General features: G+C 52.2%; 12 protein-coding genes. 6 read left to right on the top strand and 6 right to left on the bottom strand.

Annotated features, from left to right (window positions below; translation table 11 throughout):
* Positions 1-4: 4 nt before the first annotated feature.
* A complete protein-coding gene (locus ACAW87_RS11600; RefSeq protein WP_370723561.1) occupies positions 5-1,435 on the bottom strand; it encodes an aldehyde dehydrogenase family protein in 1,431 nt (476 codons plus the stop codon).
* Positions 1,436-1,672: 237 nt separating this feature from the next.
* Here ACAW87_RS11600 and ACAW87_RS11595 point away from each other — a divergent pair, with 237 nt between their 5' ends.
* Entirely contained in the window at positions 1,673-5,107 is a 3,435-nt protein-coding gene (locus ACAW87_RS11595) for a pyruvate carboxylase (protein WP_370723560.1), read from the top strand.
* Between the two features lie 78 nt (positions 5,108-5,185).
* On the opposite strand, the gene ACAW87_RS11590 is transcribed toward ACAW87_RS11595, so the two are convergent.
* From ACAW87_RS11590 to ACAW87_RS11580, 3 genes are all read right to left on the bottom strand, one after another.
* A complete protein-coding gene (locus ACAW87_RS11590; protein ID WP_370723559.1) occupies positions 5,186-5,584 on the bottom strand; it encodes a type II toxin-antitoxin system VapC family toxin in 399 nt (132 codons plus the stop codon).
* Positions 5,581-5,817: a type II toxin-antitoxin system Phd/YefM family antitoxin gene (locus ACAW87_RS11585; RefSeq protein ID WP_370723558.1), complete on the bottom strand. Its 237-nt coding sequence runs from the start codon at positions 5,815-5,817 to the stop codon at positions 5,581-5,583. The genes ACAW87_RS11590 and ACAW87_RS11585 overlap by 4 nt, the downstream gene beginning before the upstream one ends.
* A 108-nt stretch (positions 5,818-5,925) precedes the next feature.
* Positions 5,926-6,186: a hypothetical protein gene (locus ACAW87_RS11580; protein WP_370723557.1), complete on the bottom strand. Its 261-nt coding sequence runs from the start codon at positions 6,184-6,186 to the stop codon at positions 5,926-5,928.
* Positions 6,187-6,486: 300 nt separating this feature from the next.
* Between ACAW87_RS11580 and ACAW87_RS11575 the strand changes: the two genes are divergently transcribed.
* A complete protein-coding gene (locus ACAW87_RS11575) occupies positions 6,487-8,379 on the top strand; it encodes a sialate O-acetylesterase (protein WP_370723908.1) in 1,893 nt (630 codons plus the stop codon).
* Between the two features lie 143 nt (positions 8,380-8,522).
* Here ACAW87_RS11575 and ACAW87_RS11570 read toward each other — a convergent pair whose 3' ends face one another.
* The gene (locus ACAW87_RS11570) at positions 8,523-9,095 is read right to left on the bottom strand and encodes a DUF2911 domain-containing protein (RefSeq protein ID WP_370723556.1); all 573 of its coding nucleotides are present in this window, start codon (positions 9,093-9,095) and stop codon (positions 8,523-8,525) included.
* A gap of 19 nt (positions 9,096-9,114) precedes the next feature.
* Positions 9,115-12,708, bottom strand: coding sequence for a T9SS type A sorting domain-containing protein (locus ACAW87_RS11565; RefSeq protein WP_370723555.1), 3,594 nt, complete (start codon positions 12,706-12,708; stop codon positions 9,115-9,117).
* A 226-nt stretch (positions 12,709-12,934) separates the two neighbouring features.
* Here ACAW87_RS11565 and ACAW87_RS11560 point away from each other — a divergent pair, with 226 nt between their 5' ends.
* From ACAW87_RS11560 to ACAW87_RS11545, 4 genes are all read left to right on the top strand, one after another.
* Positions 12,935-14,389, top strand: coding sequence for a glycosyl hydrolase (locus tag ACAW87_RS11560; RefSeq protein ID WP_370723554.1), 1,455 nt, complete (start codon positions 12,935-12,937; stop codon positions 14,387-14,389).
* Between the two features lie 44 nt (positions 14,390-14,433).
* Positions 14,434-15,879 carry an oxidoreductase gene (locus tag ACAW87_RS11555; protein WP_370723553.1) on the top strand — a complete coding sequence of 482 codons (1,446 nt, stop codon included), beginning with the start codon at positions 14,434-14,436 and terminating at the stop codon, positions 15,877-15,879.
* Positions 15,876-16,661: a 3-ketoacyl-ACP reductase gene (locus ACAW87_RS11550; protein WP_370723552.1), complete on the top strand. Its 786-nt coding sequence runs from the start codon at positions 15,876-15,878 to the stop codon at positions 16,659-16,661. The genes ACAW87_RS11555 and ACAW87_RS11550 overlap by 4 nt, the downstream gene beginning before the upstream one ends.
* 63 nt (positions 16,662-16,724) lie before the next feature.
* Positions 16,725-18,026: a Gfo/Idh/MocA family oxidoreductase gene (locus ACAW87_RS11545; protein ID WP_370723551.1), complete on the top strand. Its 1,302-nt coding sequence runs from the start codon at positions 16,725-16,727 to the stop codon at positions 18,024-18,026.
* The last annotated feature ends 46 nt before the right edge of the window (positions 18,027-18,072 follow it).

Genomic DNA, 18,072 nt, shown 5'->3' with positions numbered 1-18,072 from the left:
CTGTTTATGAAAACCTCACGGCCCAACTGATAAACTTCTTTACCCGCTCGGTGTAGGGTGGGAACAGGAAGTTCATGGTGCCGAACTGGCGACGGAGAATGCTGCGGCGGTGCGACAGTTCCTGAAAGCCGAAGTAGCCGTGGTAGCTCCCGATGCCGCTGTTATTGACGCCACCGAATGGTAATTCCGGGTTTCCGAAATGAATCATGGCGTCATTGATTACCGTGTCGCCAGCCGAAGTGCGATTGATCAGATAATCGATGTGTTGCTGCTTGCGGCTATGGATGTAGAGAGCCAGCGGTTTCTCGCGACGGTTGATGTGCATCAATGCTTCGTCCAGGTCATTGACACTCACTACGGGCAGTAGGGGCCCGAAAATCTCTTCCTGCATAATGGCCATGTCGTCGGTTACGCCATCGAGTAGGGTCGGTTCAATGAAATGATCGGCTTCGTTGGTTCGTCCGCCCATCAGAATGGTGGCCCCTTTGCGGGCTGCATCATCAATTAGGCCTTTCACGCGCTGGAAGTGGCGTTGGTTCACAATGCGCGCATAGCTGTCGGAGGTCGATCGGGCTGTGTTGTCGGCACCGTACATGCGCTCCGTTACTGCCTTTACCTCGTTGAGCAGCGACGTTTTCACCGACTCATGCACCAGCACATAATCGGGCGCAATGCAGGTTTGTCCGTTGTTGAAATACTTGGCCCACGCCAGAATTTCGGCCGCTTTCTTAATATCGGCTGTTTCATCGACCACAAACGGCGACTTACCACCCAGTTCCAGCGTAACCGACGCCAAATGTTTAGCGGCGGCGGTCATGACCACTTTACCCAGCGCCGGACTACCTGTGAAGAAAATATGGTTGAACGGAAGGTCGAGCATCGCCTGAGCTGTATTGGCATCGCCTTCAAACAAAACAACTTCTTCGGGCGGAAATAGCTCGCCGATCATGCGTTTGAGCAGGGCTGCGGTGTGGGGCGTCAACTCCGACGGTTTCAGCATACAGACATTGCCAGCTGCCAGCGCCGCCACCAGCGGACCGACCATCAGATTGAACGGGTAATTCCAGGGGGCAATAATGAGCACTGTGCCTTTAGGTTCGTAATGCAAATAGCCGCTCGTGCCCATTAGCGCCAAGGGCGTAGGTACCCGCTGAGGCTTCATCCACTGCTTCAGGTGTCGGATGGTGTGGCGTAGGTCGCCCATTATCCCCACGAGTTCGCCCAGATCGACTTCAGCGGCAGGCTTTCGAAAATCGGCGTACATCGCTTCGTGAACTGCTTTTCTGTTTGTCTCTACCCAGTCTTTTATACGTTTTAAGCGCTCAATTCGCTGAGCAGCCGTAGTTTGCGCCATCGTAGATGCATGAGTCCGCAACCGCTCGAAAGCCAGTTGAATGGGTTCGCTCAATGCGGTTTTTGGGTTCTCGGCGATCATATGGGTAGGTCTGGTATTAGTAAAAAGTACAAATGAAGCGCAAAATAAGTCAATAATGTGATTTGGCCCGGTCTGGTTTGTTGATCTCTGAAGTCGGCAACCTGATTTATCTCAAACAGTTTATACTAACGAATACGCCAACGTTTCTGTTGTTTTCGGTTTGAATCTCCAAATTTTCAACAAATTTGCCTTCTCGTTTAAAGACAATACAACCAAAGGCCTCATTTGTTGCCAAATATGAAAGACTACATCCGTCCGATCAACCGCCTGTTAGTGGCAAACCGGGGTGAAATTGCCATCCGCATTATGCGGGCTGCCACCGAACTGGGTATCACCACCGTAGCCGTTTATACCTACGAAGACCGTTATTCGCTGCACCGTTACAAGGCAGATGAAGCCTATCAGATCGGGCGAGATGATGAGCCGTTGAAACCCTACCTTGATGTAGAGGGCATCATTTTACTGGCCAAAAGCAAGAAAATCGACGCCATTCACCCCGGTTACGGTTTCTTATCGGAGAACGTGAATCTGGCGCGGCGTTGCCGGGAAGAGGGTATCATCTTTATCGGGCCAACGCCGGAAGCGATGGAAGCGCTTGGTGATAAGGTGCGGGCAAAAAACCTGGCGACAACCGCCAACGTACCTCTGATTCCCGACTCGCGCGAAGAAAATATGTCGGCCGAACGGGCGGCAGAAGAAGCGACGCGGATTGGTTTTCCGGTGATGGTTAAAGCCGCCGCCGGTGGTGGCGGTCGGGGTATGCGGGTGGTGCGTGAAGCCGATCAGTTCGAGAAAGCGTTTACCGAAGCCAAGAACGAAGCCAAAAACGCATTTGGTGACGACACGATCTTCCTCGAAAAATTCATCGAGAATCCGAAGCACATCGAAGTGCAGTTGTTGGGCGACACGCACGGTAACCTGATTCACCTCTACGAGCGCGACTGTTCGGTGCAGCGCCGTTTTCAGAAGGTGGTGGAAGTGGCACCCTCGTTTGGTCTGAAACAGGAAACACGTGACCAACTCTATGCCTATGCCCTAAAAATTGGTAAGGCCGCCGGGTACAGCAATGCAGGTACCGTAGAATTCCTGGTTGATCAGGATGAAAATATCTACTTTATCGAAGTAAACCCACGGATTCAGGTCGAGCACACCATTACGGAAGAAGTAACCGGAGTGGATATTGTACGCTCGCAGATCCTGATTGCGATGGGTTATAAACTGTCGGATAATGGTATCTACATCAACCATCAGGATGAGGTGCCGTTGAACGGGTATGCCATTCAGTGCCGAATCACGACCGAAGACCCGGCCAACGGCTTCAAACCTGATTTTGGTACGATCATCGCCTACCGCAATGCAGCTGGTTTCGGCATTCGTCTCGACGAAGGCAGTAGCTACCCCGGTGTTAAAATTTCGCCTTACTTCGATTCCATGATCGTGAAGGTATCGGCGCGGGGACGTACACTGAAAGGAGCCACGCAACGGCTGCAACGCGCGTTGGTCGAGTTTCGGATTCGGGGGGTGAAAACCAACATCTCGTTCCTGATGAACGTAATCGATCACCCGGTTTTCCAGCGGGGTGAAGCACGGGTATCGTTCATCGAAAGTCACCCTGAGTTGTTCAAACTCCGTCAGCCGCAAGACCGCTCGACGAAGGTGTTACGCTATCTTGGCGAAGTGATCGTGAACGGCAATCCAGAAGTCAAAAAGCGCGACGACAGCAAGGTATTCCGTACGCCCGTTGTGCCGATTTATGATCAATACGGTGCATACCCCACTGGTAACCGCGACCGCCTGAACGAACTGGGCCGCGAAGGATTCGCTAATTGGGTACGGGATCAGAAACAGATTCTGTATACCGATACCACCTTCCGCGATGGACATCAGTCGCTGCTCGCCACGCGGGTACGTACCCAGGATTTGCAGAAAGTAGCCGAAGGGTTCGCCAAAAACCACCCCGAACTATTCTCGATGGAAGTGTGGGGCGGCGCTACGTTCGACGTCTCGATGCGCTTCCTGTACGAGAGTCCGTGGAAACGGCTGTCTGCCCTGCGCGAGGCCATGCCTAACATGCTGTTGCAGATGTTGTTCCGGGGGTCCAACGCCGTGGGTTACTCGGCTTATCCCGACAACCTGATCGAGAAATTCGTGGAGAAATCGGCCGAGACAGGCATCGATGTCTTCCGTATTTTCGACTCGCTCAACTGGGTCGAAGCCATGAAAGTGAGCATCCGCGCCGTTCGTGAACGCACCAACGCCATTGCCGAAGCTGCCATCTGCTACAGCGGCATCGACGAGAAATACACGCTTCAGTATTACCTCGATATGGCGAAGCAACTTGAAGATGAGGGCTCGCACCTGCTGTGTATCAAAGACATGGCTGGTCTGCTGAAACCCCTTGACGCGCAGTTGCTGGTTGGTGAATTGAAGAAATCGCTGAGCATTCCCGTTCACCTGCACACCCACGACACGGCGGGCATTCAGGCGGCAACGTACCTGAAAGCCATCGACGCAGGCGTTGATATCGTCGACTGTGCGTTGGGTGCCTTGTCGGGTTTGACCTCGCAGCCGAATTTTAACTCGGTGGTGGCCATGATGCAGGGTCATGAGCGCGAATGCCCCGTTGATCTACCGTCGCTGAACGCCTACTCCAATTATTGGGAAGACGTGCGGGAATACTACTATCCGTTCGAGAGCGGTATGAAGGCCGGTAGTGCCGAGGTGTACGAGAACGAAATTCCCGGAGGGCAATATTCAAACCTGAAACCACAAGCCATCGCCACCGGCCTGGGCGACAAGTTCGAGACGCTGAAAAAGAATTATTCGGTGGCCAATCAACTCTTTGGCAACATCATCAAGGTAACGCCTTCGTCGAAAGTGGTGGGTGATATGGCGATTTTCATGACCGCCAACAACCTAACTGCCGACGATGTACTGAAACGAGGCGAATCGCTGTCGTTCCCCGAATCGGTGAAGGATCTGATGAAGGGTATTTTGGGCCAGCCCTACGGCGGTTTCCCCGAAGACATTCAAAAGGCAGTCTTGAAAGGAGAGGAGCCTATTACCGGTCGCCCCAACGAACACCTCGCCCCGATCGATTTTGACGCTGACTTTACCAAATTCCAAGAGGCGTTCCCCCGCAACGACGGTTTCCTCGATTACCTCTCGTACCAGATGTACCCGAAGGTGTATGAGGAATATTACAAGGCTATTGATCAATACGGCGATGTGAGCATAATTCCAACGCCCGCGTTCTTCTACGGCCTGAAGCCCAACGAAGAAATTCTGGTACCCATTGCCGAAGGAAAGAATATCCTGGTTCGTCTTCTGTTTATGTCTGAGGCTGATACGTCGGGTATGCGCATGATCACGTTTGAACTAAACGGTCAAAGTCGTCAGGTTCAGGTACGTGACAAGGCGCAGAAAGTAGTGAAAGAGCAGAACCAAAAGGTTAGTAAACCGACGGATATCGGCTCGCCGCTGCAAGGACGGCTGACTCGTATCCTGGTCAAAGCGGGTGATGAAGTGAAGAAAAATCAGCCGCTGTTCGTGATCGAAGCCATGAAGATGGAGAGCATCGTAGCCGCCCAACAGCCCGGTACTGTCAAGCAGGTTCTCTTGAAAGAAAACACCACCATCGAGCAAGACGACTGGGTCATCGAAATGGCGTAACGCCATCGTAACACGGGTTTTAACCCGTCGGTGTACTGATCGCCGGCGGGTTAAAACCCATGTTATGTATTCAATAATCTACCAGATTACCTGTAAGCCTTCACTGACGTATTTTGATACGTTTTCGTCTTTACTGATCAAACGATAATTACTCTGAATGGCTTGCCAGATCAGCATCCGATCGAAGGGGTCTTTGTGATACGTCGCCGCAAGCCGATGATAGGTGGAAACCGTTGTCGTGTCCAGACTTAGGAGCCGGAAACCCGTTGCTTCAGCCGCCTTAGGAAAATCTTCAGGGACTATACCTTCCAAAGTCATTTTCTGGAGACTGTGCTTCAACGATATTTCCCAGAAACTGATTGCACTAACCAGTATATCGTCTGAACCGTCTGTTAAAATAGCTCTGGTAGTTGGCGACAATTTATCAGGATCGGTGAGGGCCCAAATCAGCGTATGTGTATCGAGCAGGTAACTCATAGCCCGAGAAATTCGTCATCCGTCAGTTTGAAATCGGCACCGAAAGTTACCTGACCTTTATTGGCCAAAATGCCTAACTGGCGTTTGACAGGAGTCCGGGCTTCTTTAGGAATCAGGTAAGCCACTATTTCTTTTTTCTTTCCGAAAGCCACCGCAATCTCTTCGCCCGATTTGACGTCCTGTATAACGTCCGAAAAATGGGCTTTCAGCTCTCCAATCGTCATGGTTCTCATGCTGTTGTGAATTCAGATGAAATCAAATGTAGCACAAACTTGACAAGTTGTCAAGATGGCTCTTTGTGATAGTGCACCTATCTATGTCGGGTTGTGCTTAAACACCCTTCAGGAGTGCAGGAATCCGTAGGCCATCAGAGCTACCAGAACGGATTCGGCTACCCAAATGTGCAGCGTGTTGTCACGGGCTATGCGGCGCACAACAACGTGCAAGCCGAATGCGCCGACCGCGATGGGAATACCGAAGAGAAATTGCAGGATGTTGTTCTCCTGCTTCATATCGATAAATCCATAGAGAATAATCACGACACCCATCAAAGCGACCAGGATGAGTGGCGTGATAAGACGGGCAACTTTCGAGATATCCATCGACCTGATATGTTGAGCTTCCGCTTGTCATAATTTTAACATGAACATAAATAGATATGTTTGATTCGTGTGTGCATCCTGAATCTTGTAAGCAGATGGGATTATCGTTACACAATCCGGCAGTTTCGCCGAAACACAGCGGCCTATAGTAAGTAAATAATGGATATGAGTAGACTTTTGTGGTCAGTGACGGTGAAGTACTTCAGCATTAATTACAGATTGATAATGAGTGTAATACAGAAAAAAAAGTACGTGAGTTTGACTGGAAGCCTGGCTATCTGGTTGTTTTTAGGCCTCAGTATGGCGGCACAGGCCCAGCTACGGTTGCCTAAATTGATCAGCGACGGCATGATTTTGCAACGCGACACCAAATTGACCGTGTGGGGATGGGCTAAGCCGGGTGAAAAAATCACGGTGCAGTTTAAAAATAAGAAGTATACGACGGCGACGAAGCCAGATGGACGGTGGCAGGTCGAGATGCCACCCATGCCATCGGGTGGGCCGTTTACCATGGATATTGCCGGAACAACTAAACTGCAGGTGAAGGATATTCTGATTGGTGACGTCTGGTTTTGCAGTGGGCAGAGTAACATGGTACATCAGCTGAATATTCATGATGTCACGTATGCCAATGAAATCAAAACGGCCAACTACCCTCAGATCAGGCAGTTCTGGGTACCTACCCTGACCAATCTCCAGGGTCCGCAACGTGATATTCCCAACGGTCAGTGGAAAGCTGCTGTGGGCGAAGACGTGCGGCCGTTTTCAGCAGTAGCGTATTTTTTTGCCAAGAAAATTCACGAGAAATATAAAATACCCGTTGGTATCATCAACGCCAGTGTGGGTGGTACGCCCATAGAAGCCTGGCTTAGCGAAGAAGGATTGGTTGATTTGTCGGCCCTGAAAGCAACGGCGGAAAAGAATAAAGACACCACCTATATCAATCAGCTATCGCGTAGGGCGGTCCCTACTACACCCCGTCCTGCGGCACCCGTTGATTTGGGCTCGTCGGGCAGCACGAAATGGTTTGACGTTGCATATGAACCGAAAGGCTGGCGGCCAATCAATGTTCCCGGTTATTGGGAAGATCAGGGCGTAAAAGACCTGAATGGGGTGGTTTGGTACCGCCGGGAAATGAACGTACCTGCGGCTATGACCGGTAAACCCGCTACTGTTTTTCTGGGCCGCATCACCGATGCCGATGAGCTCTACATCAATGGTAAACTGGTTGGTAGAACCACGTATCAGTATCCACAACGCCGGTACCCAGTGCCAGCCGACGTGCTGAAAGCGGGTAAAAACACGTTTGTCGTTCGCGTGACCAACACCGCCGGGAAAGGGGGATTTGTGCCCGATAAACCATACTGTTTATTCTCGGGTGCCGATACGCTCGATTTGAAAGGCACATGGCAATACAAGGTGGGTACAGCTTATCGTCCGTTCGGGGGAGGGGGTGGTTCTGGAGGGGGCGGAATCAATGCCCAGAATCAGCCAACGGCGCTGTATAATGCCATGGTAGCCCACGCCATCAACTATGCTATTAAAGGATTTTACTGGTATCAGGGAGAAACTAATGCCGGCCGGCCACAGGAGTATGCAAAATTACAGTCGGCACTGATTCAGGATTGGCGGCAGAAGTGGAATCAGGGCTCGTTGCCGTTCTTATTCGTCCAACTTCCCGGCTATATGGACTATACGTACATGCCCGGCGAAAGCAAATGGGCCGAATTCAGGGAGGCGCAATTGAGTACGTTGTCTGTGGCCAATACGGGCATGGCCGTGGCTATTGATCTGGGCGAATGGAACGATATTCACCCCGATAACAAAAAAGATGTAGGCGAACGCGTGGCCTTGTCGGCGCTTAAAGTAGCGTATGGCGAAAATGTGGTTCACGCCGGTCCGTACTACCAATCGTCGACCGTCGACGGCAATAAAATGGTGATCAGCTTCACCAATGTTGGCGGTGGTTTGCAGACAAACGATGGCGAAGATCCCGGTGACTTCGCGATTGCGGGCAGCGATAAAAAGTTTGTATGGGCAAAGACAAAAATCGAGGGCGACAAAGTGATTGTCTGGAGCGATGAGGTTCCTGCGCCGATGTACGTCCGTTACGCCTGGGCCGATAACCCGGTCCACGCAAATCTGTACAATAAAGAGAAGCTCCCCGCTTCCCCGTTCAGAACGGATAAATAGGTGATTGGGTAATTGCTGACGCGGGGCCCTTCGACAGGCTCAGGGTGACATCAGTCATCACCATGTTCAGGCTAACATCCTGATGGTAATTGTCACCCTGAGCCTGTCGAAGGGCCCCGCGTCAGCAATTACCCAATTACCAATCACAACTCCACCGGAACGGCTACCATCGTGGTGTCCCAGCCTATGTACATGGTTGCAGTTTTGGCGTCTTTTTTGGCAAACTGAATCGAGAAATTTTCGATGGGCGTTTCTGATTTCTGAACAGGTACGTTCACCCGAGCTACGTCGAGCGATTGGTTGTAACTATACGCTCCCCACTGATCTACGTCTGAGCTAAGAATGATGGTCCATTCAGTCTCGTTCGGGATGGTCAGTAAGGCGTAGCTACCGGCGGGAATTTTCTTGCCGCCAATCGTTACATCCTGATAAAATTTGATTTCCGGTGCTTCGTTGGCACCCGCCCGCCACACTTTGCCGTAGGGCACCAGCTTGCCAAACACATCACGTCCATTTTTAGCCGGTCGGTTATAGGTTACCCGAACCATGGCTTTGTCGGTGCCAATTTTAGCAGGTGCAAATTTGCGGTCATGGGCGTAATCGTCCGGGTAGTAAGCCATGTCCATCGGCGTTTTGTCGACACCCCGGAAGGTTTGGGCCAGAGCTCCGGTAGCCGTGACGAACAGGAATCCAAGTAAGAGAATGGTTTGTTTCATGCGGTGATTTGTAGGTACGCTATTTTACGTTCAGAATACGACGGACAATATGCTCGTCTCCCTGCCTGATGTCCACCAAATGTAAGCCATAAGGTAATTTGCTCAGGTTGAGGGTGGTTGAAAAGTTGCGCTCTTTTTTCTGAAATGTCGACGATTGGTGAGTGATACCCAGGTTGGCGTCAACGAGGCTGATGGTTACGTCGCCCACATAGTCGCTCCCCCAGCCAATGGTCAGCTCACCGCTTGCCGGATTTGGATACACGCGTACGGTGGTTAGCCCCTCAATGAGTTCGGTGTTGGCCGCCATACGGGCCGAACCTGTTACGCCCATGACAAAAATGGGGGTTTCGGTAAGGGTCAAGTCCAGTTTGCCATTGGTGGTGGGCATCAGTTGAACGGCCATGGTGTCTTTGCCGGCTTGTGGGCTGTATACCCGCGCGGCCGATTTGCCATTCAGCTCTAATGTGTATTTGCCCGTCCGTCCGGTTTCGTCGGGGATCCAGAGGGCATAGGCCGATTGGCCGTTGTGCTCGTAGCGGTCCACGTTCGGATTGGTGCTGATGGTTTCCTTGAAGGCATATTCTCCCATCAGCTTTTTAGTCTGGTAGAAATAATCGGCGGTTAGTTTACGGCTGAAATCTTCGTTAATGAAGCCCATCGAACAAAACTGAGTGGCACAATCGAGATTCAAGTCGTAAGTCTGGTAAAAATCAACGCGGTCGATACCTTCGCGACCATATAGCAGGGCGGTGCGGAGGTTCCAGTCGGCCTGAGTTTGGCTTACCGATTTGTTGCCAATCGCGATGGCTTTCAGCGGACTGCCCTGGTGGAGGTCATAGCCCGTTTCTGAAATGTAAACCGGCATATCGTAACAAGCTTCATGAGCCAGTTTCAGCACGTTGCGGGCTACCTGTGCCGCCACTGACAGTTCGGGAGCTGACCCCCGCGACGAAGTGCCGCTTTGCATCGAGTTGGCATTGTCGGGGTACAGGTGATAGTTGATCACGTCCCAACAAAGGTCAACCCGTCCGTCAGCTTTGTAGCCTCTAAACTCTTTGCACCAGTCAATCATACCCCGGATATAGTCAGTGCCATTGGAAATAGAAGCTAACCCCCCCATTACCACCGTCATGCTTGGATCGGCATTCTTAACGCCCACGGCTGCCCCCATCGTGTTTTTATGACCGTCGTAAAAGGCTGACATGTTAGCGGCATATTCGCGGCCTGTCTGGTAAGCGGTCCGGCCGCGCCACCATTTGTCGCGTTCGTTTTCGCACTCGATATAGTTGATTAAGCCCAACCCGATTTTTACTACGTTAACCGGGTCATTTGTCCAGCGCGAAAAGGTACTGACCTTCATCAGAGCGGGGTCGACCTGTGTGTTTTTACCATAGCGGGCGGCAAACTGAAACGCGGCCCGGGCCTGCTCCACGTACGATTGTGGTTTGCTGTAATCACTGCCAAAACGTACGGGTACGTTGTCTGTTCCCTGCTGATCGGCTGGGTACGTTCCTTTCAGGTATGGCGAAATGTCTTTGAAACAGGTCATGATCTCAATGCCTTCCGCTTTGCTGCGTTCATACATCAAATCATAGTTCCAGCCGCCGGCATGAGTTGGGTTGAAGGTGTAATTGCCTTCGGTCAGCTCCAGCTTTTCCCAGTCCATGTAGTGTCGGATGACGCCGAAGGATTGCAGGGCCTTTAGTTTCGGAGCCGATATGCCCGGTACGCCCGACTGGTAAAAATCCCACTCGAAGGCGTTGATACCCAGTAGCCGTTTCATCGTCGGCGATTTTCGGGGGGCTGTGCTTACCGACGGGGTACCTGCTTCATGCGTGCCGTACAACTCGATCTCGCGCGGCCAGAAATCAGTAGTGTTGATAACCAGATACCGAGCGTCTGAAATAACATTGTCGAGCAGGAATTTACTGTCACCGTCGGGCTGCTTTGTTGGATAAGGGCCAACCCATTCGTTGTATTCTAAACCCTGAAACTGGGCTATCTCAACGCGCCGCCAATCGCTGGTAATGATCGATAAGCGAAGCGGATGGTTGGGGCTACTTCCGTTGCCGTCGTAAAATTTAATGGCTTTAATCGCCATCGATTCGCCTGCATTGAGCGGATAATAAGCATCGTAGGTCGGCAGAATCTTGCCCCAGCCCGTTTGAATATCCGTGTCGGTGTGGCCGTCGAAAAGGCCACCGAGGCCACCACTGGTGTTGTTGAGCTGATACCAGCGGCTGGCATCCAGCGGAATTTTGTTACCCAGGGAAACCACCACCGTAGTCGATGATTCAGGCGTGGTCTCGGCTGGTTCGGCCGGGTGGCCGAATACCTTTATTTTCAGGGGCAGTGCATTGCCATGTTTTCGAATCACGATGGCGTCGGCCGTGAGGGTTTGAAAGGTCAGCGGGAGCCAGGCCATATATTCTGGTCCGGTGAAGTGACCGAGTAGGGTGCGACTGGTGCCGTTGAGCGCATAAATTTCGGCGGGTTTGTGCCCCCAGGTGTTGCCCCCGTCGAACAGCTCGAGCTTGTGAATGTCGCTGCGGCCTTCCAGTTTCAGGGTTAGCTCGATCCAGCGCTCGTTTTCGCCGCTGTAATTGTCGGCTACGAGGCTGTTCATGTCGTCGTTCAGGTAGGCCGAATATTGCTGCGGAGTGGGCAGGTCGGTGGTTACCGAAATAACCTTTACGCGCTCTTCAGCACGCAGAATAGCGTCGAGCGGGTCGTGAGGAAGCGCTTTACCATAAGCCCGTATTTTCACCGGAATGGCGTTGCCGAATTTATGGATTAGTATGGCGTCGGCAATCAGGGGTTCGGTGGGCGAATACGGTTTGAACGCCTGGTAGTCGTTGCCTGTGAACTGGCCAATCAGTGTTTTCTCTTTGCCGTTGAGCAAATAAACCTCCGCGGGTGTTGCCTCGAAGGTACCTTCATAATCGTACAGATCGAGGCGGGTAACCAGGCTTTTTTTCTCCAGTTTGATCGTCACATCGGTCCAGCGCTGACTGCCGGGTTGCCAGTAAGAAGGTACTAGCGCCGACATGTCGTTGTTAAGAAATGCCGAATAATCCTGGCCTGTAACGGGCTTGTCGGTGGCGGCAACGAGTTTCAGGAGATCGAGCGCCTGAGGGAGGGGTGTGTTGCTGGTGATGGGTTGCCCGTAGACCTTTATTTTTTGCGGAATATTATTGCCGTATTTATAGATCATGATGGCATCGGCCACCAATGGCTGAAAGGGCGTAACGTTGACCCAGGTTTTGTAGGTCGATCCGTCGAAAGAGCCGATTAAAATCCGTTGCTTCCCGTTCAGGGCATAAAGCAGGGCCGGTTTATCGGTGAAACTGCCCTGATAATCGTAAAGCGAGAGCCGGGTGATGATCGATTTCTGCTGAAGGGTCAACGAAACCTGCACCCATTTCTGGTTCGCCGACCAGGCATCCTGCACCAAAGTAGACAGGTTGTCGCTGAGCCAGGGCTGGTAGTTCTGACCCGTATTTTCAGCGGGCGTAATAGCGGTGATGGTAATGCGCTGTTCGGGAGTACCTGCCTGTGCCGTAGCTAGTTGAATCGATGTTAGCCAACAAAGAATAAGTAGTAGTAGTCTCATCCTGTTTTTCGTATAGATAAAATAATATGTAAAAGCAGTCATGTAAAAGTAATCAGTATTACCCGATCTAATTGATAGATGATACCTACCAATTCGCCTTTTTATTAAACGAAGATTGGCAGGCAGTAAAATTCAGAGGATCAAAAGCCGTGCCGGTCAGTATGTGCTATGCTAGTGGCTCTTTAACAGACTGTATCAAGACCATCATCGCCCCTTTATTCCCAGCATGATCACAAGTAATCCCGACCTTAAACCGGCCGATTTATCCACAAAACTCCAGCGTTTCTGGGAGCTCTCCGCCCAAAAAATTAGACTCATCGAGCGTACGTACGATCCGGCAAAAGGCTCACCGGTGTTCACCATGCAAGGGCGTTATACCACACGCGGCTGGACAGAGTGGACACAGGGATTTCAGTACGGGGGTGCCATTCTTCAGTTCGATGCCACAAACGACTCCGAATTTCTGGAACTAGGTCGCCGGAAAACGCGGGAGATGATGGCTCCGCATGTCAGCCACATTGGTGTTCACGACCACGGATTCAATAATGTGAGCACCTACGGAAATCTGCTGCGGCTGATGACAGAGGAAAGAATTCCGTTCAACGAGTGGGAAAAGAATTTCTACGAACTAGCGCTTAAAATTTCGGGGGCCGTTCAGGCCAATCGCTGGACACCGATCCGGCCGTCTACGCCGCAACTACCTACCGCTGGATTTATTCACTCATTTAACGGGCCGCATTCATTGTTCGTCGATACTATTCGCTCGTGTCGCTCTTTGATTGTCAGCTACCTGTTAGGCCATTCGCTTCAGGGGGAGGGCGATGTTCACGTCAATTTACTCGAACGGGCGCTGCTCCATATCAAAGCTACTGCTGATTTCTCGGTTTACTATGGCGAAGGCCGCGACACGTATGATACGTGGGGCCGCACGGCGCATGAGAGCGTGTTCAACGTGACAGACGGAAATTATCGCTGTCCGAATTCACAGCAGGGCTACACTGGTTTCAGTACCTGGACACGGGGGCTGGCCTGGGCTATGGTTGGTTTCGCCGAAGAACTTGAGGCTTTAGCTACCATTCACGACGATGAGCTGACCGGTTTGGGTGGCCGCGAATCGCTGGAGGCTATGATGCTGAAAGCGGCCCGCGCCACCTGCGATTTCTACATCGAAAACACGCCCACCGACGGGGTTCCCTATTGGGATACCGGCGCGCCGAACCTGCACCTGCTGGGTGATTATCTAAGCCGCCCCGCTAACCCGTTCAATGCGCACGAGCCGGTGGATAGTTCGGCCGCTGCCATTGCCGCTCAGGGTTTACTGCGGCTGGGCAACTACCTGATGAACAAACAGCGGATCAGACCCGACACAACGGATGAGATTGGCTTGTTGGGGCAAACGTTCTGGCAAGCGGGACAAACCTACTGGCAGGCCGGCCTGACGGTGCTAAACACGCTGCTGGGCGAACCATACCTGAGCACAGACCCAAATCACCAGGGTTTGTTGCTTCACTCGATCTACCATCGGCCCAACGGCTGGGACTACGTACCCAAAGGAAGCAAGATACCCTACGGTGAATCGAGTATGTGGGGCGATTATCACCTCCGCGAGGCGGCCCTCTATGTGCAACGCGCCATAGACCAGGCTCCCTACTACCTATTTTTCAACTGCGTCCAGGCATGAAAAAGAACTAGTCAACTTCACCTGAAGCTAATTCACTACAAAGCATGAGCGGTAAATACAAGCCGAAGTACACCCGAATGGCGCAACTCAAAACGGCGTCGGAGTTGGCAACGTACCTGGAAAGAAATGGCGTTGCCTTGCCATTCGATGAGGTATTACTGCCCCCCGCCGAAAGCCCGTTTAACAAGCCTATCCAACTCCGGTCGGGTAAGACCATTGGTAATAGCCTGTGCATTTTGCCGATGGAAGGGTGGGACGGTACGCTGGACGGGAAACCAACGGATTTTACCCGAAAACGCTGGCTGAAATTTGCCGAAAGTGGCGCCAAATTGCTATTCGGTTGCGAAGCCGTAGCCGTATGCCATGAGGGGAAAGCCAATCCCAATCAACTCGTTATTAACCCGGATACCATCGGTGAACTGACAGAGATGCGCCAACTGATTCTCGACAAGCACAGCGAGCAGTTTGGCCGCACCGATGATCTGGTTATTGGCCTCCAACTCACGCATTCCGGCCGGTTTTGTAAGCCAAATAGCCACAAAAAGTTTGAACCCAAAATCCTGTATTCGCATCCATTTCTGAACCACAAATTCGGGCTGGAGGCTGATTACCCAACGCTGACCGACGATGAGATCGACGCGATTATTCAGCAATACATTGCTGCGGCAGTACTGGCTCAGCAGGCCGGTTACGATTTTGTGGACATCAAACACTGCCACGGCTATTTGGGCCATGAGTTCCTGAGTGCCGTTAATCGAGCCGGAAAATATGGCGGAAGTTTCGAGAACCGGACCCGTTTTCTGCGGACTATTGTCGACGGGATTCGGCGGGCGGCTCCAGGGCTCGAGCTGGCTATTCGACTCAGTGCGTTTGATCTGCTACCCTTTCGGAAGGGCGTAAACGATATTGGCGAACCCGAACAGGCCGATACGTACCCACATGCGTTTGGTGGGCAGGAATCGGGGTTATCCATCAATCTGGATGAACCGAAAGCGTTTCTCGAGCTGGCGCAATCGCTGGGTATCCAGATGATCTGCATCACGGGGGGGAGTCCGTACTACAATCCGCACCTGATGCGCCCGGCTCTGTTTCCGCCTTCCGACGGTTACCTGCCTCCCGAAGATCCACTGGCCGGTGTCAAACGTCAGATCGACGTGACCTGTGCCTTAAAAAAAGCCTTTCCTGAACTCGTTATCATTGGTTCGGGGTATTCATACCTGCAGGAATGGTTACCCCACGTGGCGCAATACGTGTTGCGCACCGGCATGGCCGATAGCGTGGGATTCGGGCGAATGGTGCTTTCGTACCCAACCATGCCCGCCGATATGACTGCCGGTCGATCGATGATCCGAAATCAGATTTGCCGCACCTTTTCTGACTGTACTACGGCTCCGCGAAATGGTCTGGTGTCGGGTTGCTATCCGCTCGATCCGCTGTATAAGAAGTTACCCGAAGCTGACCAGTTAAAAGCCATCAAGGAAACACTGTGACGAAGCCTGAAAATCGGCCGGTGGCGCTCATCACGGGAGGGAGCCGGGGAATTGGTCTGGGTATTGCCGTTCATCTGGCCCGTAAAGGGTTCGATCTGGCTATCAATGGGGTTCGATCCGAAGTTGAGGTAGGGGATATACTCGCTCAACTGCGCAGCGAAGGGTCGGAGGTAATTTACTGCCAGGGGAGCATTGCTGATGCCACCGAACGGGCGGCAATGCTAGCAAAGGTAAAAACACACTTTGGGCGGTTGAATCTGCTCGTGAACAACGCCGGCGTGGCTCCACAGGTACGTGCCGATGTATTGGAGGCTACCGAAGAAAGCTTCGATCGGGTAATGAACATCAATCTGAAAGGCGCTTATTTTCTAACGCAAGCCGCCGCTATCTGGATGATAGAGCAGAAAACCGACGATGCTGGCTTTCAGGGATGTATCATCACTGTTTCGTCAATTTCAGCCACGGTGGCTTCTATTAATCGGGGTGATTACTGCATCTCGAAAGCGGGTCTGAGCATGGCCACGCAGTTATTCGCGGTGAGGCTGGGTACGTTCGGGATTCCGGTTTACGAAGTGCGGCCGGGGATCATCAAAACAGACATGACGGCCGGTGTTGCCGGTAAGTACGATACGCTTATTGCCGAGGGGATTACCGTTCAACCGCGTTGGGGAATACCCGACGACGTGGGCCGCGCAGTAGCAGCCATTGCCGGGGGCAATTTTCCGTATTCGACCGGCCAGGTATTTATGGTCGATGGTGGGCTAACCCTGGCAAGATTGTGAATAATGCGATTACCAGTAATAAGTGCGAGTACCTATTCCTAACAGATAAATCCTTCTCTATTCATGGAAAATGCCCCTTTCTCCCGGCGCAAGTTTATACAGACCGCTGCTGCAGGTACGGCTGTTCTCGGACTGCCCACCTTTATTCCGAATACGGCCTTCGGGGCCAATGACCGACTGCGTGTAGCCGTTATTGGCCTCAATGGGCGGGGGAAAGACCATATTGCCGGCTTCTCAAAACTGGCCAACGTAGAGGTCGCTACACTTTGTGATGTCGACGACGTAGTGCTTCGTAAATCTGCTTCGGAGTTTGAGGAGAAGTACAAGAAGAAGGTGAAGATTGAGCAGGATTTGCGCAAGGTGTATGACGACAAAGACATCGACGCCGTAAGCATTGCTACGCCCAACCATTGGCACGCTTTGGCCGCGATCTGGGCCTGTCAGGCCGGAAAAGACGTGTACGTGGAAAAACCGGCTTGTCATAACCTGTTCGAAGGTCGAAAACTGGTTGAGGCAGCCACAAAGTACAACCGGATTGTGCAGCACGGCGTACAGCTCCGTAGCTCGGCGGCCATTCAGGAAGCCATTCAGCACCTGCGCGACGGGCTGATCGGCAAGGTATATATGGCGCGGGGCACGGTCTATAAGTGGCGCGCCGACATTGGTAATCTGGGTAATTCACCCGTTCCGCAGGGCCTCAACTGGGATCTCTGGCAGGGACCGGCGCAGGCACGGGAATTCAGCAAAAACTACGTGCATTATAACTGGCACTGGTTCTGGGATTACGGTAACGGCGACATCGGCAATCAGGGTATTCACGAAACTGACCTTTGCATGTGGGGCCTTGACGTAGGTTTACCTGAGAAAATAACCTCCGCAGGGGGCAAATTTCTCTGGAACGACTGCAAGGAAACGCCCGAGGTACTCACCTCGACCTATCATTACCCCAAGCAGGGCAAGATCATCGAGTTTGAGGTTCGTCCCTGGATGACCAATAAAGAAGATGGCGTTGAAGTCGGCAATATCTTTTACGGCGACAAAGGCTACATGGTCATCAACGGATACAACGACTACAAAACGTACCTGGGACGTACCCGCGAACCCGGTCCGGCGCGTAATGCTGGTGGCGATCACTACAAAAATTTCGCCGACGCTGCTCGGGCTCATGATAAGAAAATGTTGAACGGACCCATTGAAACGGGACATCTGGCCTCTTCGCTGGCGCACCTGGGCAACATCGCCTATCGCCTCGGTCGCACCCTCGACTTCGATCCGCAGAAAGAGCAATTCATAGGCGACAAGCAGGCCAACGCCATGCTCACTCGCAAATACCGGGCACCCTACACGATTCCTACAAACGTTTAGTATTTAATCTTCGGCGTAGCCCCCCGCCCTGAAGGGAGCCTTGCTT

The sequence above is a fragment of the Fibrella aquatica genome (assembly GCF_041321135.1).
Lineage (GTDB): Bacteria > Bacteroidota > Bacteroidia > Cytophagales > Spirosomataceae > Fibrella > Fibrella aquatica.
This window is presented reverse-complemented; position numbering and strand designations above follow the sequence as displayed.

Coding starts and splice junctions, on each gene's coding strand:
- ACAW87_RS11600 (WP_370723561.1), bottom strand. CDS start 1,435: ATGATCGCCGAGAACCCAAAAACCGCATTGAGCGAACCCATTCAACTG.
- ACAW87_RS11595 (WP_370723560.1), top strand. CDS start 1,673: ATGAAAGACTACATCCGTCCGATCAACCGCCTGTTAGTGGCAAACCGG.
- ACAW87_RS11545 (WP_370723551.1), top strand. CDS start 16,725: ATGGAAAATGCCCCTTTCTCCCGGCGCAAGTTTATACAGACCGCTGCT.
- ACAW87_RS11565 (WP_370723555.1), bottom strand. CDS start 12,708: ATGAGACTACTACTACTTATTCTTTGTTGGCTAACATCGATTCAACTA.
- ACAW87_RS11585 (WP_370723558.1), bottom strand. CDS start 5,817: ATGAGAACCATGACGATTGGAGAGCTGAAAGCCCATTTTTCGGACGTT.
- ACAW87_RS11555 (WP_370723553.1), top strand. CDS start 14,434: ATGAGCGGTAAATACAAGCCGAAGTACACCCGAATGGCGCAACTCAAA.
- ACAW87_RS11580 (WP_370723557.1), bottom strand. CDS start 6,186: ATGGATATCTCGAAAGTTGCCCGTCTTATCACGCCACTCATCCTGGTC.
- ACAW87_RS11590 (WP_370723559.1), bottom strand. CDS start 5,584: ATGAGTTACCTGCTCGATACACATACGCTGATTTGGGCCCTCACCGAT.
- ACAW87_RS11575 (WP_370723908.1), top strand. CDS start 6,487: ATGGCGGCACAGGCCCAGCTACGGTTGCCTAAATTGATCAGCGACGGC.
- ACAW87_RS11560 (WP_370723554.1), top strand. CDS start 12,935: ATGATCACAAGTAATCCCGACCTTAAACCGGCCGATTTATCCACAAAA.
- ACAW87_RS11570 (WP_370723556.1), bottom strand. CDS start 9,095: ATGAAACAAACCATTCTCTTACTTGGATTCCTGTTCGTCACGGCTACC.